A 24,816-nucleotide genomic window follows, 5' to 3' on the forward strand; every position below is an offset into this window, starting at 1 on the left:
TCTGTAATTAGACTCCAAAAAGATTTGGTATTTTATTCCCTATTTGTCCTCCAGCCATCAACAAACCAATTTCTTCCACTGTCGCCGTCTGTGCATCCAAAATAGCGACAAACTCACCTCTGTAGATTACGGCAATGCGATCGCTCATTGTCATCACTTCTTCTAACTCAGTAGAAATATACAAAATTCCGGCACCGCGATCGCGTTCTGTTAATATTCGAGAATGGACGGCTGCTGTCGCCCCTACATCTAACCCTCTTGTGGGTTGCATGGCGATAATTAAAGCTGGTGTTTGCGCCAGTTCTCGCGCTAACACTACTTTTTGTTGATTTCCTCCTGAAAGCTGACTTACCTTGATATCAATCCCATTCGCCCGAATGTCAAACTCTTGCATTGCAGCTTGGGCATGATTTGCGATCACTTCTTGTTGTAACAAAAAACGGCGACAAAATGGCAGATATTTAAAAGCTTTTAAAATCAAGTTTTGGGCAATACTAAATTGTAACACCAATCCCATTGTCTGCCTATCTTCTGGGATGTAGCCCACTAAGGAATGCTTGTGCGTAAACTCAATTTTACCCTGCTTAATAGTCCGCAAAAGAGCGATGTCTGCGACGGGCTTTGCCAACGCATCAGCTAATTCTCGCTGTCCATTCCCTTCGACACCAGCAATTCCTAAAATTTCTCCCGCCCGCAGTTCAAAAGATACATTATTTACAGCAGGAATACTTCTTTGATCAGCAACTTGTAAATTTTGTACCGACAGGATAATTTCTCCTGGTAATGTAGGACTTTTATTTAACTGGAAAGCTACTTCCTGTCCTACCATCAATGTTGCTAACTGCTGAGGTGTCGCCGCTGAAGTTGATGTTGTTGCTACTACCTTTCCCTGGCGCAAAACTGTTACTGAATCACAGAGATTCATTACCTCTTCTAATTTATGACTGATAAAAATAATTGTGTTGCCTGCGGCTGCCAATTGGCGCAAGATAGCAATTAATGATTCTACTTCTGGCGGTGTCAAAACGGCTGTAGGTTCATCAAGAATCAACAATTTTGCTCGACGGTAGAGAATTTTGAGAATTTCTACCCGTTGTTGTGCCCCAACAGATAAATTTTCAACTTTGGCAGTAGGGTCAGTTTCTAATCCATAAGCTTGGGATAATGCGGCGATTTCTTGCTGTTTATATTGTAGATTCAGCCGCCAAGTTTTCTCTGTTCCTAAGATAATATTTTCTGTGACAGTCAATTGAGGTACAAGCATGAAGTGTTGGTGAATCATGCCAATACCGAGTTTAATTGCCTCATTTGGTGAGGTAATTTTTATTGGTTGTTCTTGAAGATAAATCTGACCAGCATCAGGTTGATAGAGTCCACTAATAATATTCATTAAAGTACTCTTGCCTGCACCATTTTCGCCTAGTATTGCATGAATGGTTCCAGATGCAACAGAGAGACTGATATTGTCGTTAGCGATAAAAGAACCAAAGCGTTTGGTAATATTTTTTAAGCGTAAATAGTTCATGTTTACAAAACTGATAGCTCGGAGTCAGGACTCAGCCCAGATTTTATGACTATAGTCCTGACTACAAAAGTTTTTTAAGATATCTATATGCTAAACCTATGTTGTTCTCTTCACGCAGCGTGTATCCTTACCAGCCTCTTTGCAGTCTTCAAAAACGATTTTTTTATTAACAATCTCTTGCTTTGCATTCAATACTCTTTGTTTAACTGCCTCCGGTATCATTGCCCCAAACTTTCCTAGAAATAATATATCTGTTTTTTCTAGCCCAATTGTATATATTTGTCCTTTGATTTGTTTTTGTTTAGCTAATTCTGCTATATATGCTATGGCTAAATCTAAGCGTTTGACAGCACTGGTTAAGACAGCATTTGGTGCAACGTCTAATTGATCATTTGTGTTACCAAAAGCATATACCCCTTTTTCACCTGCTGTTTGTAAGACTGTGGCTGAAGCATTATCTAACCATTGATAGATGACATCAGCACCGGAAGAAATTAATGCGATAGTCGCTTCCTTGGCTTTGGCAACATCATTCCAATCACCCGTAAAAGTAGAAATAATTTGGATATTTGGTTTAACAGACTTTGCCCCTAATTCAAATCCCCGCAGTTCTCCCTCGGTAGCGGGAAACTTCTCTCCAGCAATATAAGCTAATTTATTAGATTTAGTGATAGAAGCACCGATAATGCCACACAAATAACTAGCTTGTAGGTGATCTATTCGTAAAGAAGCAATATTCTCACCTTTGAGATTACCATTTACTCCAACAAAAAATGTGTTGGGGAACTGTGAGGCGACTTGTTCAATTGCGGCATCAAATTGTCCGCCATGGGCAAAGATGAGATTGTAGTCTTTCCGAGCAAAATCTGTTAATACTTCTGTTTGATCAGCTTGTGCTACTTTTTCTACATAGGCGGTTTCTGCATCTAGCTTTTGTTTTGCTAGATTTATTCCTTCATAACCAGATTGATTCCAGGCTTTGTCGGTAATCATTCCAGGGAGAGCGATCGCTATTTTAAACCCTTTAGCACCACCCGTTGTTGTCGCTGTTGGTGTCGTCGGCTTACTACTGCAAGCTTGCACCAGTAAGTTAGTACCAAACGCTGCTGAACCAAACAAGATAAATTGACGCCGACTAAAGTTTGTTGTCATACCTCGCCTTCAGATAAATAGCTATTTGAGTTATTTCAACACTCTAAAGTCGTAAGTGGTATTTTGGAAACAATTTTTCCCGAGCCCTGACTGATTAAGGCAGGTACTTAAAAAAAGGGGGTGATCTGGAAACGAACTTTGAACTTGCCACAAAGGGGAGCGGGCTAACGAAAGAGCCATTTTGTCCTATGTGCAATCGTAAACCTCACCTGGAGGGGGTTTTTGCTCCATCGCTGATTCAAGAACTATTTATGAGAATGGCGACGCCTTATTTTTACATGCCACGGTGACTCTCACGCAGAGATTATCAAAAACGGTCGTTTTTGAGACAGGCCAAAAGTGCCGCCGGCGGCCGGCATCGCGCCGACTGCTTACCGGGTCACCAGCCATTTCACTTTTTCCGGGTCTCGATGGTCGAAGAAAGCGGACGTTTCCTGGTCCAGCCCGGTAATCGCGGTCAAATCCTCCGCGCTTAACTCGAAGTCGAAAACATCAAGGTTCTGAACCATCCGTTCCTTGCGCACCGATTTCGGGATGGCAATGACGCCGCGCTGTGTTAGCCAGCGCAGGACGACTTGCGCGATCGACTTGCCGTATTTGTCGCCGATGGCTTGCAGCACTGTATTAGTAAAAAGATCGTTCTTCCCCTCGGCGAACGGTCCCCAAGATTCGATCTGCACATCGTTTTTTTTCAGGAATGCTTGCGTCTCGACCTGCTGATGGAAGGGATGCGTCTCGATCTGGTTGATGGCGGGCTTCACCTTGTTGTTCAGCATAAAGTCCATCAGCCGATCGGGATGAAAATTGCTGACGCCGATAGCGCGGATTTTCTTGTTCTGATACAGCTTCTCCATGTCCCGCCACGCGCCATACACATCGCCGTAAGGCTGGTGGATCAGATACAGGTCGAGATAATCCAACTGCAACTTACGCAGCGATGTCTCGAACGCCGCTTTCGTCTTTCCGTCGCCCGCGTCTTTAAGCCACAACTTGGTGGTAATGAACAGTTCCTCGCGCGGCACGCCGCTGCGCTTGATGGCCTTTCCCACGGCTTCCTCGTTGCCGTAGGATGAAGCCGTATCGATCAGCCGATAGCCCGCCTGGATCGCATCGACCACCGCGTTTTCGCATTCGCCGAGGTCTTTCATTTGAAAGACGCCGAAGCCGAGGATCGGCATTTCGACACCATTGTTCAATTTGATTTTTTGCATGTTTGGGATTCCTTTTCGATGTTGTGGTTATGGCGGTTGATTCAGTTATCTTGTGCAATACCGCACTATGGCATCTTAGACCATATTTTCCGTTGCCAAATCACCGCGCCATAATCCGTCGTTTTTAAGAATACATAAAAATTGAATTATTACATAGTTGTAAATCTAAAGGTTTAGACGAAAATTTGCATAGACAGAAAGATCAAATTTATGATTTAGTTGCTTGACATCTTTCTGTATAAGTTTGAGGCGCTGTTCAATTTCACCTAAACGTTTGATTACTATGGTAAACCCTATTACTGAAACTCCTAGATTGAGAATGCTGGCAACTGAACCAAATTAGGAAAGTATTGTTGCGGACGGGACACGCGGGAAATCCAGATTCACCCGATTCTGAAAGCATATCTTGAAGCCTACACGCCGACTATCAACGCCAGCGCCAGGGGCAAGAATCTGCATTAGTTCCCTGGCAGACATGCACTGAATCACATTCACGCATCGAGCGCCGATCGGATTTTACGGGAAGCGTTGCAACGAATAGGGCTAGAGGAGGGGGGATTCATTGAGAAGTTACGTCTTCACAGGTAAACGAGAAATTGTCCATAAGATGAGCAGGAAGATTAAGTAAATTGCCCCAACCAGCCCAAACTCTATCAGAGGGATATAGGTTACTTCGTAAATTCTGCCCAAGCCGCGTTCAGTCAGTCCATAAACGGCCAGTACACTCACTAAAAAGGCTCCGTAGATTGTACGTTTAGTCAAGATACCTACAGGTAGACCGTGGAGTTGGGTAAGCACCAGAATGCCAAGAAAACCAAAGAGAAATGTTGGCCACTTGCTTTGTCCTAGCATCCACGACACAACGACACTATGTAAAAGCACCGTAATTTCCAAAGTGAATGTCCACCAACGGTTTACATGGGTGCGGTTAAAGATCAATGATGATTGGAGCAGAAGCAAGAACATATAGAGAAAACCAATTAAGTGCCCCAAAGTCGCTTCCATTGGATGATACCAGAAGGTGTAGATAGCGGCAAAGGAGAAAAAGTAGCCATGGTACAGCTTGATAATTTGCAAAAACTGTTGATGGAATGGAACAGAATTGCCGAAAAACAAACCGCGTCGAGGCGTTTCCAAAATCAGTACGAAGACCAGTAGAAGGACAACCGCACCTTGGGAAGCCCAAATTGAAGTATCTTGAGCTAGAGCATCGTACCAAATATAGGTCTGGAGAAAGTGTAAAGCAATGAATCCACCATTAATGGCAAGCATAAGGTAATTTATCGGGTGCAACGCTGATTTGTATTTCAACTGCGATCGCTGCGCCCACAAGATACATGCCCAGATGCTAAACTGATGCCCAAGGTACATGCCCCAAGCCGTGGCTCGACTCCAAAAGGTCGGATTGGGAAGCTTCCAGTAGTACCAGTTTAATCCTTGATCAGGAAGTTTGATGATGCTTGCGGGAATGCTCCCACCGATCCAAATTGCGTAGGTGAGGAGGATGCTTACAAAGATGCCTAAAAACAATACTCGGCGACCTGTCATATTAATTTTAGATTTTATATTTTAGATTTTAGATTTGGGATTTAAAGTCTTTAGTACAAGGCTGTTCAAAAAATTATTAAGCTTGGTTCTCAAAGCTTTCTGAATCCTGAATCCTTACCTTTTTACTTTGAAATCAGGATTTTCAAGCTACACGTTCTGTCTTTGATTCAGATGCGCTTTTAGTCACTCGCAAACTAAGAGTAAAAGCTATCAGCATTACTAAAGATCCACTCAAAAAAGGAGCAGAACTCCCAAATTTCATAAAACTAGCCCCTGCCCACGTTGGCCCACCAATGCGTGCCAACGCAGAGCAAGAACTGGCAATTCCTAATATTTGTCCTTGTTCTTCTGGGGGGGTCATCTGGGAAATCAGGCTGTTCAATATTGGTTGACTGACACTAATTCCCCATGCTACAAGCGTGGTGGACACCAACAATAAAGTTAAGCTTTGTGAGAATCCAATTAGCAGCAATCCTAAACCTAACCCTAATATCCCCAAGATAAGTAACTTTATTTCACCCAAGTGTTTCTTGAGGAATCCGATGAGTCCTCCTTGAATGATTGTGCTGACAATCCCCATGAAGGCAAAAAGATAACTAGTTTGTTGAGGACCCCAGTTTAATTGCTGCTTAGACCATAAAGCCAATGTAGAATCCATAGCCGCAACAGCAAAGGTTACTAAAAAATAGATACCAACAAGCATACAAAACTGGGGACGCTGTGACAGATGTAGCAAGTTCAGCCGTTGCTGACGGTAGCGATAAGCTTTGATTTTGGCTTTAGTCTCAGAATTTAGAGATTCTGGAAGTAACATCAAAGCACAAAGCAATGCCAATAAAGATAATCCGGCTGCGAACAACGAGGGTAAATGGAAGTTAGCGTTGTCCGCATCAGACCCAATCAAAAGACCTCCAATCGCTGGGCCTAGAATGAAGCCAAGACCAAAAGCTGCTCCGATTATGCCCATACCACGAGATCGATTAATTGGCGTGGTAATATCTGCTATGTACGCTTGAGCAGTGGCAATATTCCCTGCCATAATCCCGGCAATACTACGAGCAATAAACAAAACCCATAATGAGTTGGCAAAGCCTAACCCAGCGTATGCAATTACAGAACCTAATAAAGTAAATAATAAAATCGGACGGCGACCGTAGCGATCGCTAAAACTACCCCATAATGGTGCAAATAAGAACTGCATTAAAGAATAAATAGCTATAAGTAGAGTCGCTTCATTAGGTTTTGCGCCGAATTGTTCAGCATACAAAGGTAGTATCGGCAGGATAATTCCGAAGCCGAGCAAGTCTATAAATACAGTTAAAAATAAGACGAATATAGACCTGCTATTATTTGTACTCTCCATAAGTGCAATTCCCTTTTATAAAAAATATGTGTAACTTAGATTAGTTTTATGGACATTAGGGAACACTTAATAATAAAGATTCCATTGAATGCAACCACTAATCAGTTCAAGCAAAATGCATTAATTTGAGTGTGGTTTAGCAAAATAGCATGGAACAAACCCATTATAAAAATCAAGCCAATAATACTACTAATGAAAGCAACTATGAACTCGTGCTTCCGTATAGCTTTTTGGATCTTAGCGTCTATAATGCTTTCTAATTCTTTGTATGACATTGACTTTAATTTGGCTAAAGATAACAATTATGTGGAACTTACGAACTTATACCAATTTTTTGTGAGACTGCATAAAATAAAGCTTGGTGAGAGAATGGACTTAAGCCCATTTTTCGCGAGCAACCTCATAAGTAATTGGTATTACAGAAGTTTGAATATGTCCGAAACCTCTAACTTATTAAATGAAGTATTTTGACTTCATGGGAGTGTCAAACGTGTTGGCATAGTTTCAAAACAGCACCTGAAACACCAAAAGCTAATATCGCCAAGGTATAAGTTGGTTCGGGAACTGCAAGAATACTTAACTGATTAATGGCCAAGCCGTATTGTGGCTCAGAACTGCTAAAAACGAGTCGCGAGATGTTTGGAGTATCACTACGAATCCCCAAGAACACTGCCGAATTATCTAATGCTAATGACGAAGTACTTAGAACGGAGAAACTACCCAACAGGTTATTGGTGCTATCAAAAGCGGTGATAAAAGTTTCAACTTCCAAATTACTAATGTCTACAGCTATCTGAGCACCAGCGCCAAAAACTGGCTGGGCAAAACTAATGCTAAAAGGCCCTCCATTCCCCTGAGGACGAGGATCAGGAGCACCAGGAGGAAGAGGTTGAAAACCTGTTGGATCTATACCTCCAAAGAGAACAAAATCTCCTTGAGCGAAGTTAGTCCGAATGCCAGGTGGAGGTAAAGTTTGAAAGACAAACGGTGGAGTAATCTGAGGTTTATTAGTTGGAGCTATATTTATATCTAACCCTAAACCACCTTGTGATGTTGCTAAAAAAGAGTTAGCTAAAAAAGTAGAAAAGTCAGGAGCGGAGGGATTGAATACTTTACCTAAACTTCCCCAATCGACTTGATCATTGCTTCCCAAAACAGCGCGTTCAGTTACTAAAAATGTAGCTGCTTTAACTGGTAATGGAAGAACCGTTATTATAGCTGTGATTGCTGGTAGATATTTGACAGATAATTTAAATAATTGATTGCTCGTAAAGGGCACAAGCCTTCCTCCTTAATTTTTTAGAAAAATAAATATCATCAAAATGCAATAATTCAACACCCAGAATCAGGCAATGCATTGCTCTGGTCGAGATAGTTGTTCGCGTAGCGTCTTTGACAGGAGAAGCAACTGCTATATTTAATGGTTTTGTTGCCAAAACTTATTCAGGGCTAGATGGTGAGAGTTGACATGAGGTACAAAGACAATTACTTATGTTTGTATCATGACGAGGAAAGTTATTGGCACAGATAGTTTCAGCTTACAGGTCAGCTGTGGCAGATACCCCAGGCAAAGATTGGGACATATCTAAGTAGTAGTGCAAAATTAAATATACATTTGTCATTGTGAATCAAGTGAAGTGAAATGAAGGAATTGCAAGGGTTTGGGGTTGCTTCGCTACATTAATGGACATAATAATATATACCTTTGTAGTTTTACGGTTCAAATATATTTGATCGTTGTAATATTTACATATTACAATGTTCGTAATTATAAAATTCTGATGAAATATACCTAAATATAATTAATTTTATTTTATATATGTAGTGAAAGAAAAATGCATAAAAATTTAGGTTTCTCAAAAATTTGTTATTGTGTCGGAAATATTGAGAAGTAATAAAATTGTGATCTACAGACTATACAAAATCATCGTCTTATGTATCAACGTCAATAGGTTGTTTCAGCCTTTTGCTAATCACCTTTTATTAGTTGCATAGATGTAGCCCAACCCAGGCATGGCTAAAAGGTAATTGAAAAATTTAGCTACAAGCCTTGAAAACCACATCTGCTATTTTGGCTTCTGTGTCAATGCGTCAGCGAGAGGCAGTTGTTGGCAGGGGTAAGGCAGAACAGCGCTCAAATATCAAAAGATTTCGCCGCTAATGGCGGCGGCTCGTACCGAAAATCCTTTTTCTCCCTTGCCTCTTTTTCTCAAATGGCGTCCCCAACAAGATCAATGAAGTCTCTTAATCCTGAGCGCGACCCGTTGACATCTATAATTTATATGGCTTATTATTTATTAGGCATTTGTACTTAATTTTTTAGAGCGATCGCTTGTCTTCTCTACCAGAGGTTGCGCCCTAAGCGTTCGCGCAGCGTCTCGAAGAGAAGCTATGCCACAGGCTTTACGACACACTGCGCCCAGCAAAATCTCCAAAGGGTTACGCCAACATTTTCTGGTGCAGCGATCGCACTCAGATTGAAATTGTCTAGCTCTTAGCATAGTTTAGATAATTTCGGATACATTAACCGCAAATGCGCTGATACTTTATTTTGTCCTCTTCACAAATTCCGCAAAAACACCGTTACGCTATTTGTACTTGTGATCAAAACTTAGAGCATCCAGTTTATTAGGGCGTGTTTATGACCAACCCTGTAACGATGGTTATCCAAGTCAATCTGGAGATGGCTCTAGAACTAGCTCAAGAGTTGGAGCAAGCTCCACACACTGAACTCAGTGCTTATTGTTTAGAGATTTTACAGGAGATAGGATGTCCTGGAACTGAACTCCCAGTTAACTTACAAACTCGCGAGCAGCAGCTAAACTTTATCACAGGCTTTGCATCTTATGCATTTGGGGAGGTACAAAGTGTACAAAACATTAATTGAAGATATCTTCCATGATCCAGAAGAAGCAGAAGAAACTACTTTTCCCGCTACAGATAAAGATTTGTTAATTTTGACGGAAAAATTTTTAGAGTTTGAAATTCCTTCAAAGGTTTTCTTGCAAGCTATAGCCATTGCTGATTACGACGGTGCCGCTGCTTTTCGCTACGTTGATAATTATTTGACTACCCTCAAAAATAAGAATAAACGTAAGCATAAGAAATTACTTGTGTTAGGGTCTTCAACTCGGTTTGACAATAATTGACGTACTTCTTCACGAGCTAACCCTGAACCAATACGATTTAGATAAGATAATTTGCACAATTGAAGTAAAGACGTTGCAATCCAACGTCTCTACACATATTTGTCCCACACCGACAAGAAAGAACAATTAGAATTTATCTAGAAGCTAGTGGTGGGATATTTATTAGACTAAGCATTTTTATCTGTGTGCTAATTACGAATTAATATTACTCTCTCCTCAGACAAACTTGTTCATAGCTTTTACCAGCAATATCCCAAGTGAACTCTGTTTCTACCAGTTGTCTGCCGTTGTCAGACAATTCTGAACGCAGATGTGGATGATCAAATAGTTGACTAATAGCGGTGACGTACTCTACCGGTTTATTCGCTCGTAATGCCCGTAAAGAATCACTAGCAACATCTACGGCTAATCCTTCTAAGCCGCGATCGCTTGCCACTATGGGTACACCAGCTGCCATTGCCTCTAAAGTTTTATTTTTAATGCCAAACCCAGTTCGCATGGGTACAACGCAGATGGTGGCTTGATGTAGATATTTTACCATCGAAGGTACACGCCCAATCACATTAATTCCTGGTTTTTGAGCAAGTTCTAAAACTTCTGGGACTGGATGAGAACCGACAATATCGAAAGTTGTATCAGGATAAAGTTTTTGAATTTCGGGCAAGACTTCGTTGCTGAAAAAGCAGACAGCATCAATGTTTGCCAAATTATCCATTGCACCGATAAAAATTAAGCGATGTCCTCCTGGATCGGTGCTACGGTTTGGGAAAGAAACTAAATCTACGCCATTGGGAATAACTGTAATTTCACTATTGGGATTAAGCTCTTGTAGTTGAATTTTATCTTCTTCTGTTGTCACTACAATTGCCGAAAATTTAGCACAGTAATTTTGCTCATAACGACGCAAAAGTGGCAAATTAATTTTGTCTCTGAGGGAATTTTCTGAAATACCCGTTGCTAATTGGTTGCGACAAGTTGCGTAAACAGAACTATGAACATTAACTATAGTTTTTAGCTGTTTCTGAAAATGCGATGGTACATAAATTTCATTGACGCTATGTTCGCAGGTAATCACATCACATTTTCCCGCTTCCACCCAGTTATCAACCCACGTTTGCATCTCAATTGAGTAGCGATTGAGTACGCTTGGCGGTGTCCCTTGTTGCAAAAATCTACCGAATCGCTGTATTTTCTTTAATATTCCGGTGGTTCCAGAATCTGGCGGACGTTCAAAAACGGCTAGATGATCCACACAATCGCGTAATCCTGCTACTTCTGCGTCTGTCACATCGCCTTCGCGTTGAGTTGCGAGGGTAACAGTATGGCGTTGACTCAGGTATTTAAGTAAATTAAATGTCCTTACTTGAGTTCCCCCGCGCGTTGGTGGGTAGGGAAAGGTGGAAGATAGCATTAAAATGTTCATAAAAGTGATGAATCAAATGTGATACATACACCATGACCTCATAGGAGGCTATATGTCACGTCGCTTTTCTACCAAGACGCGCAAGGGACGCTCCGAATTCAAAATTTACGCATTACAATCCCCATAAATACCACCCATCAAATCGCCTACAAGACGATTCATGATCAGGGAAAATGATTTGCAATGTCCGCTTTTGAAAGTTCCGTCGGCATAGGTGGAATCCGGGCGATCGCTCCGGCTCTGAGCGGTTCCGGGCGCTTGGCGTAGGGGAGTAAACCATCCGGCTTGGCGTGATACTGACTAGCACACTCAAGTACAGCAGTTGCTGTCTTCTCTACACGTTCAGCATCAGCAGGTAGATCGCCGAATAAGTAGGTGTGTTTGTTAAAACAGACGAAAGCAATTGCACAAGCCTGCTCACAAACACCCATACATTCAACGGGTTGAATCGAGAACTCGTCTTGTAACACCCAGTCATGATATAGGGTTTGTAATTTCTCTAGCAGCAGTTCACCGTCGCTTTTAGCAACATACTGTTTTGTCTGATGACTACTTCCACAAATTGTACAGACGAATATAATGTGTTGATGATTCATGTGTCTATAAAAATTCATGTCGAACACTTAATGGTATCCGACATGGATTTTAGGCAATTAGCCTGTTTGGTCATTGGGCAAAGAAATTAAGTACAGCATTTCATTAATTCGTAGCGAATTAAATTTAGCAATACCCTGCAATGCCAATGCATCGGGATACATTGTTAATGCATCGGCCGCCTTGTTAATGCATCGGGATACATTGTTAATGCGTCAGGATGCATTGTTAATGCATCTCAATGCAATGCCAATGCATTCCAAGGGAATGTTAATGTATTCCCCTGCATTAAAAACGCTACGCTTTCGGGCAAAACTGTTTGATATAGCAATAACGCTGGTTGACATTGACTAAGAAACGCTACGCTTCCAAGTCATCCCACTACGCGGAGTCTGCCGGTGTCGCAGCCACAGTCCCAGCAGCAAACCAATTACCACAATTCCGGTGAAGTAAGTCAGCGAAATCAATCGGACAGACATCGGCGGAGCGACACCTTCGACTGGAATATTCTCTGCAACTTGGAATGGCTGAAATTGCCGGGTTGCGTTTGCAAGCGGTGCAACCTCGACAACAATACTATGGGGGGCACCGTCAAAGAATTCCTGCTCCCACGCCAATTTTCCGTTGCTGTCTGGAGTCCCCTGATAAGCAAACGCCACCCAATTATTTTCGAGTTGGGTAGTTGTTACCTTCAACAGTACATCTGTCACAGGTTGGCTGGTTGTGGGATCACTGAGGCTGACCTGCAATTTGGCAGGTTGACCCACCGTTGCACTCTGGTCACCCGATAATTGCATATAAAGTCCTTGAGACTGCAATTTGGCGGGCTTACCAGAGGAGGGAACTTCTTCTCCCATGCCTGGCATCGACATATTATGGTGCGATTCGGCAAGTTCAGCGCTGATGTTAACCCAGAGGAGTGCAGCGATCGCTACTACAATCAATCCACTCAACAACAATCGTACCTGTTGCGGGGCAATTTCTCCCGGTTGAATCGCTTGTCTGCCCCCAATCACCCAACCTCCTAATAGTCCAACTGCCAGCAAAATCACAACCAGGATACCAAAGTAGCGGAACTTTAAGGAATTTTCAGGCAACGTCAGCGTCAGCTTTTGCTGAATCGGCTCAAACGCATTGGCAACGAGCGGAGTAACTGCTACCAGGAGTTGATACGTTCCCCGGATCGGCAGGGTTTGTTGAACCTGCAACTGACCTGTTGGTGCATTGCCCTCAATGTCCAGCAACTTTGTCCCCTCGACGATTGGAAAATCTGTTGTGAACCAGGGGTTTTTAGCAGCGGTAAACAATTGCAAGTGGATTTTGGCATCCTTTAAAGATTGCCCTTGAGCATCTACAGCTTGCAGCATCAGCTGCACTGGCCGATTGTAGTGCCCTGATCCCAAAACTGTGGTGGCTTCAGCCTCAAGGGGTCGAACCTGATTAATCGGTGGATTCGTTGTTAGCCGCACCGATGGTTGAGGGGATTGGGAAAGTCCGATCCAACCATACAGGACGATTCCGATCATGCAAATCGCACCGATCAGCTTAGACCACTTAAGTTTTGTCATTTGATTTCTTCACTCCTGCTAATCATTGACTCTAATCAACTAATGGCAACTGACCATCAGTGTGTGGTGACGCAGAGTATGAGTCGTGTCATGGATCGCAGGGTATGTAGTGAAATAAACTGTCCACAGAGTCAAAGAACATAGTGCGACATAGAGCGCTGATTGTACAGGTACTGATAGCACCCGACCGGCAACTTGTTGCTGAACTGAACTAGAAGATTGAACCGTCATTTTGTACCTCGCAGATCAGACGATATTAATTGATTCGGCAGGCATTCTGACTTCTCCAGTCAGCAGTGACCAGTAAACAGTAAATAACTGAAAACAGATGACTGATAGCTGAAGTTTACAGTTGCGGGACAGCGGTAGAGTTTCACTACACTTTCCCTGTTTCCTCTCACGGGGTAGCACCCGTCAGAACCGATTCGTGGACTAAGCATACACGAACATGTAATATATTACAAGAGTTTCTAACAAATATTTCAGTAAATCGAAAACTTTTTCCTCAAGAACGTAATGGTATTAGAAAGCTGCGACAGCTGCCTCAGCTACAGCTTGATCCTGTTCACCGCTACCACCACTTACTCCGATCGCACCAACTATCTGCTCATCACGTTGAAGTGGTATACCCCCGGCAAAGATCATGATTCGTCCTCCATTTGAGGCGTGAATACCATAAAATTGTTTTCCTGGTTGAGCATCCTCAGCAAGGGATTTGGTAGAGAGATCAAACGCACGAGCAGTAAATGCTTTGTTAATTGAGATATCGATACTTCCGATCCATGCACGATCCATCCGAATATGAGCAACAAGATTCCCGCCAGCATCAATAACCGCAAGATTCATTGGTTGTCCGATTGCACGAGCCTTCGCTTCTCCAGCCGCTAGTATTCCTCGTGCGTCATCCAAAGATACAGAATGTTTGTCAGAAGTCATGGTAATTCTTTCAATCGTAGAAATGTGTGCGTTGAGGGGCGTGTCATCAATAAAAGATATCATGAGCAGAAATTCTCGGTATACCCCTTCAAGACCGGGAAGACTTCAAGCGCTGGTTATACCGTTTCACATTAAGATTGATACAAATAGGCAGCGGGGGGCAGGGGGCAGGGAGCTCTTAACAGGGGAGAGAAAGAAAACTATCATCTAAATAAATTATTAGTTAATTTATTCTCTGGAAGTCCCCTAGCCGCTTAAAATCTGTTGCAGAAAAAGCATCTGATGAGAATGCTCAAGCTGTCTAGATTCTAGCAATTTAACTACATTTATACATTTACTGTCTAACTGCTCAGGGAGACTAACACTCAGCACAGACGCTTCCTCGATTTGTTAATAGACATCACCTCACACCTAACTTTCATGAGAAACTATTGCAAGTATTGCAATCGCTGAAGCTCAAAGATGACCATCACCATTTCGCGGAATTACTTCTGGGAAATCTATTTTGAAGATGAACCAACCAAGCAACGCTACGATCCTTCAGACGAATTTGACATGATTTGGCAGTACCCATCTCAGTTTGGCAAAGGATACAGCCGAACCATTGAGTTACGAGAGGGATTGGGACTGCTGATCAACGACTACCGACTTGATGACCGCTTAGTTGTAAAAGTCCCAGAACGTGCAGGCGATGACATACAGTACATCTTTCGTCTTTCAGGAAGCCATGAAATTTGGGATATTCATACAGGAAATCATCAAACAGCAGGGGCAGGACAGTACTCTTTCAGGGGTAGTGGCGCAGATACTAGCGAAATTTGTGCAATTTCACCAGAGCAACATCATCTGGCTGTGTCTGTTTGGATGGCACGAGAGCTATTTTGCTCATTTGCAGGCAATGTTGAAAGAGAAATTCCTTCAGCGTTAAAATGTCTTATTAGTCCAACAGAACAGTCCTGTTATGGCGGCAGTGGAACAACTACAGCAGTAATGCAAGACAGTGGTCGGTGTTGCAGCTATGCCCACGGTTAAGTTATTTGATGATCATGCAGGGCTGGTTTTTGCAGTAGCAACTACAGCAACAGCGACTTCTCCACAACAGCCACCTCAAACACCCCAAGCTAGTCAGCCAGAAAATCAGACACAGCCAAAACCATCAACAAGTGATGAGCCGATTGAGTTGGTAGTAACGGGGGAGCAAGACGGATACAATGCACCGGATGCATCAATTGCGACCAAAACCGATACACCTTTGCGCGACATTCCTCAGTCCATTCAGGTGGTGCCGCAACAGGTGATTAAAGACCAGCAACTATACCGCTTGGTTGATGTGTTAAAAAACGTACCAGGTGTGGTACAGTCAGGAAGCTCTCCGCGCAGCGTATTTGATAGTTTTTCGATTCGGGGTTTTGACGCTGATGTCCTCAAAGACGGACTCTTAGATCGTTCGCTGAGTACTGGTGGCTACGAGCCTGTCACAGTAGAGCGCATCGAAGTTCTCAAAGGACCTGCCTCGGTTCTGTTTGGGCAAGGGTCACTGGGGGGTATTGTTAATGTCGTCACAAAACAGCCATTGAGGGAACCTTACTACTTTTTAGAAGGCTCTGCGGGGAGTTACAATTCTTATCGAGGGGCGATTGATCTGTCGGGTCCAGTGAATGCTGACAAAACGGTGCTGTATCGTTTAGGTGTTGCCGCCCGGACGACCGAAAGCTTTGTTGATTTCTATCAAGATCAGTTCTACAACGTTTCACCTTCTTTAAGCTGGCAGATCAATGACAGAGCCAAGCTCACCTTGGCAGCCCAGTATTACGAAGATAAAGGACCCTTCGATTACGGTCTTCCAGCAGATGGTACTGTCCTGCCAAATCCTAACGGTAAGATTCCGCGCAATCGCTTCCGGGGTGAACCTTCAGTTGACGATAGCGATAGTCGCTCCTATCGAGTTGGTTATAACTTTGAGTACCGCTTTAGCGACAACTGGCAAGTGCGTAGTGCCTTGCAAACTTCATTTCTGCGTCTAAATAGGGAAGCTGTTTTTGGCTCCCTACAAGCAGATTTACGTACCTTTAATCGAAGTTACGGCGGACAGAACTACAAAGATGACTTCTACAATTTCGATACTTATGTTGTTGGCAAGTTCGCTACTGGCAGTATTCAACATCAACTGGTCACAGGATTAAATCTATACAGAGAGGATACCTTTGCCACCAATACCAGTCGCCAACTCGCTTCGCTGGATCTATTCAATCCTCAATACGGCAGTAGACTAACCGGACCGACCATTGATATCTTGGACTATCGTATCAGGAACGACGCACTGGGTATTTATCTGCAAGATCAAATCACATTGGCAAACAACCTCAAGCTACTGTTAGGTGGACGCTTCGACATTGGCAATAGTGATTCTCGTCGATTAGACATTGTGAGCAATGACTTCCAACAAGATGAAGCATTTAGTCCCAGATTGGGCATTGTCTATCAACCGATAAAAGCTATTTCTCTCTACGCCAGCTACAGCAAATCATTTCTACCACAAGTAGCAACCGTATCCCAAGGTCAAGCCAAGCCTGAGCGTGGTACCCAATACGAAGTGGGCGTCAAGGCAGATTTGAGTAGCCGTCTGTCCGCGACTCTAGCATTCTATGATCTGACTCGCTCGAACTTGCCCACCGAAGATCCCAATAACCCGTTGTTCTCTATCCTAGTGGGAGAACAGCGCAGCCGGGGGATTGAGTTTGATGTCACAGGTGAAATTTTGCCAGGATGGAACGTCATTGCTGGCTATGCTTACACTGATGCCGAAGTTACCAAAGACAATACACCTATAGTGGGCAATCAAATCAACAATATTCCGAAACACTCCTTTAACCTGTGGACAACTTACGAAATTCAATCTGGTGCCCTGCAAGGATTCGGGGCTGGTTTGGGATTTTACTATGTGGGAGATAGACAGGGCGATTTAGACAACACGTTTCAAATACCGAGCTACTTTCGCACCGATGCTGCTCTGTTCTACAAACGTGGGCAATTGCGTGCTGGGCTGAATTTCAAGAATTTGTTTGACATTGATTATTTTGACTCTGCCTCGTTTCGCGATCGCGTTTTCTATGGTGATCCTTTTACAGTACAGGGAACAATTTCTTGGGAGTTTTGACCAAACAAGGCAAAAGAAAGAAAAAGAAAAATGGTTTCAAGCCCCTCTCTTACAAATAGGACTTACCAAAAAGGGAGTAGGGAGTAGGGAAGAGGGAGTAGGGATGATGCATGTGCAAAAAACTGTCTTTTGTGGGTATAAAGCCCACTTAAGAACAAATAATTATGTCGAGATACGTAGTACGAGACATAAAACTTCCTTGCTTCAATCCCACCTCTTTTAAGGGTGGGTTCCTTACTCCCTACTCCCTACTCCCTCTGAAGCAACGCCATATTGTCATTGCGACCGAAACGGAGTGTAGGGAAGCAATCCCAGCATCAGGGGGGATAACTTCGCTATCGCTCGTAATGATGAAATTACGTTATTTTTGCGTAAGTCCTGACAAAGTTTAGATGCCTTCTCTGCGAGACGCTACGCGTAGCTTGCTTCTCCGTAAGAGTACGGCGGGCTGCGCCAACGAAGGAAACCTCCGCTCTAACTTTTCTTATATATGTGTGATCATGTGCGATCGCCTAACTGCTACTTTAGCATTCTATGACTTGACTCGTAGCGATCGCACGTTTGCAAGCCAATGTTTGCATCTTTTATAGGACTTACGCACAGGCAACAGAAAACGAACCACAGAGGACGCAGAGGTCACGGAGAAATGAGAGTTTGAGAGGGTTTTTGCGTAAGTCCTATTTTAATTAATCATGCATTTGAGCGCTTCAGACTCAAATCCCCAACTGGCGATCGCGCACAAGTCAACGTTAATCTATATACTGGTGTTCAGCTCCTTTCAGGTGCTAGATCCCCGACTTGTTTAAAAAGTCGGGGATCTGAGTATTCAGATATCTAAACACTCGTGCCAAGAGAAGACTTTTGTGTTTCATGCAGCCGGAAGCAACTTCTGTCGTCTTGGAAGTAACTTCTGCCGTGACGAAACCGTGTTTCGCGCAACCGGAAGTAACTTCTGTCGTCTTGGAAGTAACTTCTGCCGTGACGAAACCGTGTTTCGCGCAACCGGAAGTAACTTCTGTCATCCCGGAAGTAACTTCTGCCGTGACGAAACCGTGTTTCGCGCAGCCGGAAGTAACTTCTGCCTTGACGTTTGTTCCAGTGGGATTTTACTTTGCCGGAGACAGGCAGGGAGATTTAGCCAACACGTTTGAATTACCTAGTTATTTCCGTACCGATGCTGCTATCTTCTACAAACTCCAGGGTCTGCGGGTAGGACTCAATTTCAAGAATTTGTTCAATATCGATTTTGACTCTGCCTCGTATCGGGATCGCGTTTTCTATGGTGATCCGTTCACAGTGCAGGGAACAATTTCTTGGGAGTTTTGACACACAGCTATCTGACATTTTAGGCGATACTCTTTGGGTCACTTCTCTACTTTAGGCTGTACCTTAAGCGTAACTATGCCGTAGGCTTTACGCGATCGCATCATCTAAAATGAGGCAACACATTCAAACCACCAAACCCTGATATAGTCTAGCTTTCTTAATTACGAATTACGAATTGACAAAAGCACAGACGCTTCCTCGGCTTGTCAATAGACATCGCTTCACACTGACTTTATGAGAAACTATTGCAAGTATTGCAATCGCTGAAGCTCAAAGATGACCATCACCATTTCGCGGAATCTCTTTTGGGATGTCTATTTTGAAGTTGAACAAACCAAACAACGCTACGATCCGATCCTTCAGATGAATTTGATATTCTTTGGCAGTACCCATCTCAGTTTGGCGAAGGATATAGCCGGGATATTCAATTACGCGAGGGATTGGGATTACTAATCAACAATTATCAACTCCATGAGCGCCTAATTATTAAAGTCCCAGAACGTGAAGGCTGTATAAATTATGGCTTCTATGTTTCAGGAGGTGGTGAAGGTTGGGATGGGCATCCAAAGAATCATTTCACCTGGAAGCAAGGACAGTATTGGTTGTTTGGAAATGGTGTATATCCCAGTGCAGTTAATGCAAGTTTAGCAAACGAACGGTATGTGCAAGTAAATATTTCGATGTCACCAGAGCTATTTCGTTCCTTTACAGGTAATGTTGAAGGAGAAGTTTCCCCACAGCTAAAACATCTAGTCAGAAAACCAACACAAAAAAGATATATCCGTAGTGGAGCGATCGCACCAGCAATGCAAGAAATTGTACAGCAAATAGTGCGCTGTCCTAACTACGGAATGACTAAACGGATGTATCTAGAGAGCAAGGCGCTGGAATTAATGATGCTAACGGTTGAAGAGGAGTTGCAAGTAAAACAGGGCAAGCACAATTCTACTGCATTGAAACTAGATGATCTTAATTGCATACACTTGGCGAGAAATCTTTTATTAGGAAATTTTGACAATCCACCCTCTTTAACAGAGTTAGCAATACAAGCCGGATTAAATGAACGCAAACTTCAAGAGGGCTTTCGTCAGCTTTTCGGCACAACAGTGTTTGGCTATTTGCATGATTATCGCATGGAACAGGCGCGATGCCTGCGGCGGGCTACGCCTACGCTTTTGATTGCGGGGCAATTAAGTGTTAAACAAGTTGCACGAATTGTTGGTTATGCCAGTCCAACTTCGTTTCATGCTGCATTTCGCAAAAAATTCGGCATCAATCCTGGAGATTATTTGAAACGCTGTTGAGCATTTGCCAAAAAAGTCGCGCTGCAAGAAGAAAAAGTCGCTCTCGAAGAAGACAGACTCATTCACAAAAAATCTATTCCTGGTAAGATTTTTGAGAAAGATTGTTGATTGGGGAAATTTTTCTCAATTTCTTGGATCTGCTGCTTTTGAGATTACGAAGACGAATGTACCAACGGCTGATCCCAATCGAGCAAATTTAGATTTTTCTGTTTTATCGGGAGAGGTAAAAAGTAGGGGTGTCGAGTTTGATCTATCAGGTGAAATTCTGCCGGGATGGAACATTATCGCTGCCTATGCTTATACCGATGTCTTCGTGAGTAAAGACAATATAATTCCTGTTGGCAATCGATTTACTAACACGCCTCGTCACTCTGCAAGTTTGTGGAACACTTATCAAATTCAACAAGGAAATTTCAAGGATTTAGGATTTGGTTTAGGGCTTTATTATGTAGGTGATAAAGCAGGAGATTTAGACAATTCGTTTGAGATTCCCAGTTACTTCCGCACTGATGCCTCTATCTTCTACCGCCGGAACAACTGGAAAGCACAGATAAACTTCCAGAATTTGTTCGACATAACCTATTACACAGGCTCAAGTGAATCTCGTGACGCTTTCGCTGGCACTCCTTTTTCCGTCATTGGTTCTATCTCATTTACGTTCTGAGCATTTGAGTTGAAGTGTTCCAATCATCTTCGCGTCCTTTATTTTCAGATAAATAGACCACGCTCTACGGGCACAGCATTGCTGTGCCCCTACGACAGATGTGGTTCAAATACATGAAAACTGCTGTGATGAAATGCTGTACTTAGCTCATGATCAATTGCATTCAACTAATAATCACTACAGATCAAAGCATAATCAAACCCAGTCGCACACCCACAGCAACAGCCTCAGTGCGACTGGAGACACTGAGCTTTTGAAAAATGGATGAGAGATGAAATTTGACGGTATGCTCAGAAATGTGCAAGCGTTTAGCGATCGCTTTATTTCCCAACCCTGACCCAAGCATTCCTAAAACCTCTATCTCTCGTGGTGTCAAGGTTTGTACGGGATTCGCCACCACTTTTTCCCGGATAGATAATAATTCTATAGCATCTGGGTGCAGCACCACCAAACCAAAAGCGATCGCCTCCACAGCAGCGACAATTTCTGACTCTGTGCTACTACTGGGCAATATCCCCCGGATACCAGAACGTAATGCCGTCTCTAAATCGATGCTGTCGAGTTCCTCAACAATAACGATCATTGCTAATGGATATTGCTCCTCTTGAATAAGCAGCAATTTTTCCCACACCGATTGTTGAAGATTGCTGCTCAAATCTACCAGCACCACATCTGGTTGTAATTGCCCAACTTCCCTTGCCAATACATCCAAATCGGATGCACTCCCCACAACCGTCAGCCGAGGATTGGTAGTTACCACAGCTGATAACCCTGCCCGGACTACAGGGGAAGTAGCAACTACCATCACTCGGATCATGTCGCCTCCACAGCAGTTTTCCCAGCTTGCACGGCAACATAAATCACGAATTGCTGCCCACCGCGTAGGAGTTGTAGCGGCACAGATCCTTTACTGTCATGGAGATATTTGGGTAAGTCATTCATGCTAGTGAATAATTGCCCCGAAACTCCAATTAAAACATCGCCGATTTGCACACCAGCAGTTTCCGCTGCACTGTCAGGTAAAATTGACAACACCAATAAACCCAAGTTACGCCGATTTAAAAGCACAGGTTGCAGTGTAACTCCCAGTTGCGGACGACTATTTATTTGTAAAAAACGCTCAACGGTGCTGCTGGGAACTGCCACAGCCAAACCATTAACAATCATGGTGTTAATTCCCACGACAAGGCCTTGACAGTCGGCAAGCGGCCCCCCAGAATTTCCAGGATACAGCCGCAAATCAGCCATAACAGCCCGCTGATTATTTGCATAGATAATCCCAGTTGTCACAGCACCACTATCAGCAAACGGATTACCCACCGCCAAAACTAATTCACCCACTCGTAGCGCCTCAGAATTGCCAATAGTTGCAGCAGTTAAATCAGTGGCGATAATTTTCAGGGCTGCTAAATCTTGCTGTGGATCAAATTGTGTACGCACGGCATCAAATACTCTTCCATCTGCCAGTTCCACAGTTGCGCGGTTGCTGGTTGCTACATGGGCATTAGTGATAATTAGTCCGTCAGGTTGCCAAATTACACCGGAACCGACTCCCAAAGAGCCGCTTTTCACTTTGACAGTGCGATCGCGTAGTTTAGCAGCTACCTCTGTCAATTCAGCAGCGATGTTAGTTAATGTTGTGTTTGCCATGTTATACAATTTTTCCCCATGTCAAAGTAGAATCTGTTGGCTGACAATAGTTTTTAGTCGGGTTGGGATAATTGAGAATGCTGCAAGATATCAGTCAACCTAACTTTGGAAAGCAAATTCTGAGAGTTCCGAGTTCAGAGGCTCAACCTTCGAGTAAAAAGGTGGAAGTTCTGAGTTCAGAGGCTCAATGTTCGAGCAAAAAGGTGGAAGTTCCGAGTTCAGAGGCTCAATGTTCGAGCAAAAAGGTGGAAGTTCCGAGTTCAGAGGCTCAACCTTCGAGCAAAAAGGTGGAAGTTCCGAGTTCAGAGGCTCAACCTTCGAGCAAAAAGGTGGAAGTTCCGAGTTCAGAAGCTCAACCTTCGAGTAAAAAGGTGGAAGTTCCAAGTTTAAAAGCTCAAATGAATAGAAAATTTAGATAAATCTTCACAGAGCTAGTTAAACCCATCCCAAATTGGGATTATTCCTCCTTAGTAGGTCGTTCGCCAACTGCGATCGCTAACTCAATTAACACTCCACCCCGGACAACTTGCACGTTGACAGGTTTACCAATGCGATCGCTACTATTGAGCAGCCCCAGCACATCACCTGTATCGCCCACAGTGACGCCATCGAACGTTACCAAAACATCGCCAAGCAGCACACCTGCATTGTCAGCTGGCCCAGAAGGCTCAACATTAACGACAATTACCCCAGTTGCAGAAGTTAAATTAAGAGCAGTTTTCAGATTCTTTGGTAAACGTACAGGTTGCATTCCCACACCCAAGTAGCCCTTTGAAATGCGTCCTTTTGCTACTAATTGGTCAACCACGCGATCGACTGTAGCAGTGGGAATAGTCAGAGCAGTACCACGTCGCCCCAATGTATTCATACCTACTACAAAACCACCAGCATCTACGAGCGGCCCACCTGCAAAGCCAGAGTAAAGGTTGATGTCTGGGCGGATGAATTGGTCAATATTTCCGCCACTCATACTCCGCCAACTACCGCTAACCACACTCGCTGCACCCATCGCCGCCTTTAAGTCACCTTCGCTACCTCTTGCTAGTCCTAGTACCAGATGACCGACTTTGAGCGTTTTGGCATCGCCAACTTTTGCCACAGGTATTTCAACATTTTCTAGTTTAAAAACAGCGATATCGGTGCTAGAGTCATGACCGACGAGGGTTACTGGTGCAGTGCTACCATTTGATAGAGTAATGGTGATGTCGTCATAGCGCTGGAGGGATTCATCAGAGGTAACAATGATTCCATGACGCCAGTGAATGCCACTTGAGGAACGACGTGTACCCCCATTCACCGCAACCACAGTACTCCCAACTTGTTCTACGGTGTCAGCTAAACTGTTTGACAGGTCTAGTAATGAAGACATAAGATTTTTGTGCAAACGTTCTTAGATGTTCATATCGTGACGTTTTGTATGCACAGATGGCATCGGAAAAATGGGGAGAATTCACCCTAGAAAAATGGCTAGGATTTATATAGCCCACATTTGGCACTTCAAATAGTAGTAATAGATTATGCTGAGGAAAAGCTAAAAAATATAACTGTTATATTTATGTAAACATTCAAAAAGTGAGAGTATTTGCTTGATATTCTGTATTTCTAATAATTATTAGAAATAGTTCACTTAATTCATATCTATATAGTTTATTCATTACTCTCCCCAATTAAATCCTCTGCCTTGATTCCCTCCCCTAATAAATATAATTACTTATGGCAGTATTTTCAGCAGAAACAAGGGCATTGCTAAAACAGTCAGGATGGAGCGAAGACCGTTGTGTGGATACCAGCGAATATGAGAAAAGCTTACAGTCAGAAGGTTATTCCCTTCATGAGGTTGTATTGGATTTTTTGAAACGTTTTGGAGGTTTGCTAATAGTATATCCACACCACCGCGTTAAAGACGAAAAAGACCAATTTTACATCAATCCGACTGTTGCTGTTGCAGATATTGATTCAGGTTGGGTGGAAAAATACAGCGAACGGATAGGTGTACCACTTTGCTTAATCGGTCAGGCTTTCAGCTATCATATGACTCTAATGATGGACTCAAATGGAGGAGTATATGCAGGCTACGATGACACGTTGATTCGTATTGGGAATTCTGGCTCTGATGCAATTGAAGCCCTTTGTAGTGGAAGGGATATGCCAGAAGTACCTTGAAAGTAATCCTGAATCGTTACAGAAATGTGGGCAAAATATCACAAACACCAAGCGGATTGCATTCTAAAGTGGAATAGCAATGA

General features: G+C 43.2%; 26 protein-coding genes and 1 riboswitch. Of the genes, 11 read left to right on the forward strand and 15 right to left on the reverse strand.

Features of this window, described 5'->3' with window-relative positions; all coding sequences use genetic code 11:
* Positions 1 to 7: 7 nt before the first annotated feature.
* The 7 genes from V7K40_RS23625 to V7K40_RS23655 all read right to left on the reverse strand — a co-directional run bounded on the left by V7K40_RS23625 (position 8) and on the right by V7K40_RS23655 (position 9,300).
* Entirely contained in the window at positions 8 to 1,525 is a 1,518-nt protein-coding gene (locus tag V7K40_RS23625; protein WP_334964020.1) for an ABC transporter ATP-binding protein, read from the reverse strand.
* A gap of 96 nt (positions 1,526 to 1,621) precedes the next feature.
* Positions 1,622 to 2,677 (reverse strand): BMP family protein, encoded by a 1,056-nt coding sequence (locus tag V7K40_RS23630; RefSeq protein WP_334964022.1) that lies wholly within the window; start codon positions 2,675 to 2,677, stop codon positions 1,622 to 1,624.
* Positions 2,678 to 3,048: 371 nt separating this feature from the next.
* Complete coding sequence (locus tag V7K40_RS23635) at positions 3,049 to 3,888, reverse strand: aldo/keto reductase (protein ID WP_334964024.1); 840 nt, start codon at positions 3,886 to 3,888, stop codon at positions 3,049 to 3,051.
* Positions 3,889 to 4,458: 570 nt separating this feature from the next.
* Positions 4,459 to 5,436 carry a hypothetical protein gene (locus V7K40_RS23640; protein WP_334964026.1) on the reverse strand — a complete coding sequence of 326 codons (978 nt, stop codon included), beginning with the start codon at positions 5,434 to 5,436 and terminating at the stop codon, positions 4,459 to 4,461.
* A gap of 142 nt (positions 5,437 to 5,578) precedes the next feature.
* Entirely contained in the window at positions 5,579 to 6,799 is a 1,221-nt protein-coding gene (locus tag V7K40_RS23645; RefSeq protein WP_334964028.1) for an MFS transporter, read from the reverse strand.
* Between the two features lie 484 nt (positions 6,800 to 7,283).
* Complete coding sequence (locus tag V7K40_RS23650; protein ID WP_334964030.1) at positions 7,284 to 8,078, reverse strand: hypothetical protein; 795 nt, start codon at positions 8,076 to 8,078, stop codon at positions 7,284 to 7,286.
* Between the two features lie 1,018 nt (positions 8,079 to 9,096).
* Complete coding sequence (locus tag V7K40_RS23655; RefSeq protein WP_334964032.1) at positions 9,097 to 9,300, reverse strand: hypothetical protein; 204 nt, start codon at positions 9,298 to 9,300, stop codon at positions 9,097 to 9,099.
* A 140-nt stretch (positions 9,301 to 9,440) separates the two neighbouring features.
* Between V7K40_RS23655 and V7K40_RS23660 the strand changes: the two genes are divergently transcribed.
* Positions 9,441 to 9,686: a hypothetical protein gene (locus tag V7K40_RS23660; protein WP_334964034.1), complete on the forward strand. Its 246-nt coding sequence runs from the start codon at positions 9,441 to 9,443 to the stop codon at positions 9,684 to 9,686.
* Positions 9,667 to 9,948 (forward strand): hypothetical protein, encoded by a 282-nt coding sequence (locus tag V7K40_RS23665; protein WP_334964036.1) that lies wholly within the window; start codon positions 9,667 to 9,669, stop codon positions 9,946 to 9,948. The genes V7K40_RS23660 and V7K40_RS23665 overlap by 20 nt, the downstream gene beginning before the upstream one ends.
* 205 nt (positions 9,949 to 10,153) lie before the next feature.
* Here the strand turns inward: V7K40_RS23665 and V7K40_RS23670 are convergent, their stop codons facing one another.
* Both V7K40_RS23670 and V7K40_RS23675 read right to left on the reverse strand, forming a co-directional pair.
* Positions 10,154 to 11,371 (reverse strand): glycosyltransferase family 4 protein, encoded by a 1,218-nt coding sequence (locus V7K40_RS23670; RefSeq protein ID WP_334964038.1) that lies wholly within the window; start codon positions 11,369 to 11,371, stop codon positions 10,154 to 10,156.
* A 164-nt stretch (positions 11,372 to 11,535) separates the two neighbouring features.
* Positions 11,536 to 11,985 carry a DUF1636 domain-containing protein gene (locus tag V7K40_RS23675; protein WP_334964040.1) on the reverse strand — a complete coding sequence of 150 codons (450 nt, stop codon included), beginning with the start codon at positions 11,983 to 11,985 and terminating at the stop codon, positions 11,536 to 11,538.
* A gap of 55 nt (positions 11,986 to 12,040) precedes the next feature.
* Between V7K40_RS23675 and V7K40_RS23680 the strand changes: the two genes are divergently transcribed.
* Positions 12,041 to 12,319: a hypothetical protein gene (locus V7K40_RS23680; protein ID WP_334964041.1), complete on the forward strand. Its 279-nt coding sequence runs from the start codon at positions 12,041 to 12,043 to the stop codon at positions 12,317 to 12,319.
* Here the strand turns inward: V7K40_RS23680 and V7K40_RS23685 are convergent.
* The 3 genes from V7K40_RS23685 to V7K40_RS23695 form a co-directional block, all read right to left on the reverse strand.
* Positions 12,316 to 13,533, reverse strand: coding sequence for a hypothetical protein (locus V7K40_RS23685; protein ID WP_334964043.1), 1,218 nt, complete (start codon positions 13,531 to 13,533; stop codon positions 12,316 to 12,318). The two genes, V7K40_RS23680 and V7K40_RS23685, sit on opposite strands and share 4 nt — an antisense overlap.
* Before the next feature lie 39 nt (positions 13,534 to 13,572).
* Positions 13,573 to 13,764, reverse strand: coding sequence for a CbtB-domain containing protein (locus V7K40_RS23690; RefSeq protein WP_334964045.1), 192 nt, complete (start codon positions 13,762 to 13,764; stop codon positions 13,573 to 13,575).
* A gap of 18 nt (positions 13,765 to 13,782) precedes the next feature.
* Positions 13,783 to 13,973: riboswitch (cobalamin riboswitch) on the reverse strand.
* Between the two features lie 82 nt (positions 13,974 to 14,055).
* Positions 14,056 to 14,532: a heme-binding protein gene (locus tag V7K40_RS23695; RefSeq protein WP_334964047.1), complete on the reverse strand. Its 477-nt coding sequence runs from the start codon at positions 14,530 to 14,532 to the stop codon at positions 14,056 to 14,058.
* 399 nt (positions 14,533 to 14,931) lie between these two features.
* On the opposite strand from V7K40_RS23695, the gene V7K40_RS23700 reads away from it, so the two are divergent.
* From V7K40_RS23700 to V7K40_RS23725, 6 genes are all read left to right on the forward strand, one after another.
* Positions 14,932 to 15,501: a hypothetical protein gene (locus V7K40_RS23700; protein ID WP_334964049.1), complete on the forward strand. Its 570-nt coding sequence runs from the start codon at positions 14,932 to 14,934 to the stop codon at positions 15,499 to 15,501.
* Positions 15,488 to 17,626, forward strand: a complete 2,139-nt coding sequence (locus V7K40_RS23705; protein WP_334964051.1) for a TonB-dependent siderophore receptor — start codon at positions 15,488 to 15,490, stop codon at positions 17,624 to 17,626. The genes V7K40_RS23700 and V7K40_RS23705 overlap by 14 nt, the downstream gene beginning before the upstream one ends.
* Positions 17,627 to 18,018: 392 nt before the next feature.
* Entirely contained in the window at positions 18,019 to 18,216 is a 198-nt protein-coding gene (locus V7K40_RS23710) for a hypothetical protein (RefSeq protein ID WP_334964053.1), read from the forward strand.
* 271 nt (positions 18,217 to 18,487) lie between these two features.
* On the forward strand, positions 18,488 to 18,952 hold the full coding sequence (locus V7K40_RS23715) for a TonB-dependent receptor (protein WP_334964055.1): 465 nt from the start codon (positions 18,488 to 18,490) through the stop codon (positions 18,950 to 18,952).
* Between the two features lie 440 nt (positions 18,953 to 19,392).
* On the forward strand, positions 19,393 to 20,256 hold the full coding sequence (locus V7K40_RS23720) for an AraC family transcriptional regulator (protein WP_334964057.1): 864 nt from the start codon (positions 19,393 to 19,395) through the stop codon (positions 20,254 to 20,256).
* Between the two features lie 91 nt (positions 20,257 to 20,347).
* Positions 20,348 to 20,920 (forward strand): TonB-dependent receptor, encoded by a 573-nt coding sequence (locus V7K40_RS23725; RefSeq protein ID WP_334964059.1) that lies wholly within the window; start codon positions 20,348 to 20,350, stop codon positions 20,918 to 20,920.
* A gap of 184 nt (positions 20,921 to 21,104) precedes the next feature.
* On the opposite strand, the gene V7K40_RS23730 is transcribed toward V7K40_RS23725, so the two are convergent.
* Positions 21,105 to 21,737 carry a response regulator transcription factor gene (locus V7K40_RS23730; protein WP_334964061.1) on the reverse strand — a complete coding sequence of 211 codons (633 nt, stop codon included), beginning with the start codon at positions 21,735 to 21,737 and terminating at the stop codon, positions 21,105 to 21,107.
* Positions 21,734 to 22,570 (reverse strand): trypsin-like peptidase domain-containing protein, encoded by an 837-nt coding sequence (locus tag V7K40_RS23735; protein WP_334964063.1) that lies wholly within the window; start codon positions 22,568 to 22,570, stop codon positions 21,734 to 21,736. The genes V7K40_RS23730 and V7K40_RS23735 overlap by 4 nt, the downstream gene beginning before the upstream one ends.
* A 77-nt stretch (positions 22,571 to 22,647) precedes the next feature.
* Between V7K40_RS23735 and V7K40_RS23740 the strand changes: the two genes are divergently transcribed.
* The gene (locus V7K40_RS23740) at positions 22,648 to 22,989 is read left to right on the forward strand and encodes a hypothetical protein (protein ID WP_334964065.1); all 342 of its coding nucleotides are present in this window, start codon (positions 22,648 to 22,650) and stop codon (positions 22,987 to 22,989) included.
* A 38-nt stretch (positions 22,990 to 23,027) separates the two neighbouring features.
* On the opposite strand, the gene V7K40_RS23745 is transcribed toward V7K40_RS23740, so the two are convergent.
* A complete protein-coding gene (locus V7K40_RS23745; protein WP_334964067.1) occupies positions 23,028 to 23,939 on the reverse strand; it encodes a PDZ domain-containing protein in 912 nt (303 codons plus the stop codon).
* A gap of 344 nt (positions 23,940 to 24,283) precedes the next feature.
* On the opposite strand from V7K40_RS23745, the gene V7K40_RS23750 reads away from it, so the two are divergent.
* Positions 24,284 to 24,733, forward strand: a complete 450-nt coding sequence (locus V7K40_RS23750; RefSeq protein WP_334964069.1) for an SUKH-3 domain-containing protein — start codon at positions 24,284 to 24,286, stop codon at positions 24,731 to 24,733.
* Positions 24,734 to 24,816: the final 83 nt, after the last annotated feature.

Source organism: Nostoc sp., from assembly GCF_036917195.1.
Taxonomy (GTDB): domain Bacteria; phylum Cyanobacteriota; class Cyanobacteriia; order Cyanobacteriales; family Nostocaceae; genus Nostoc.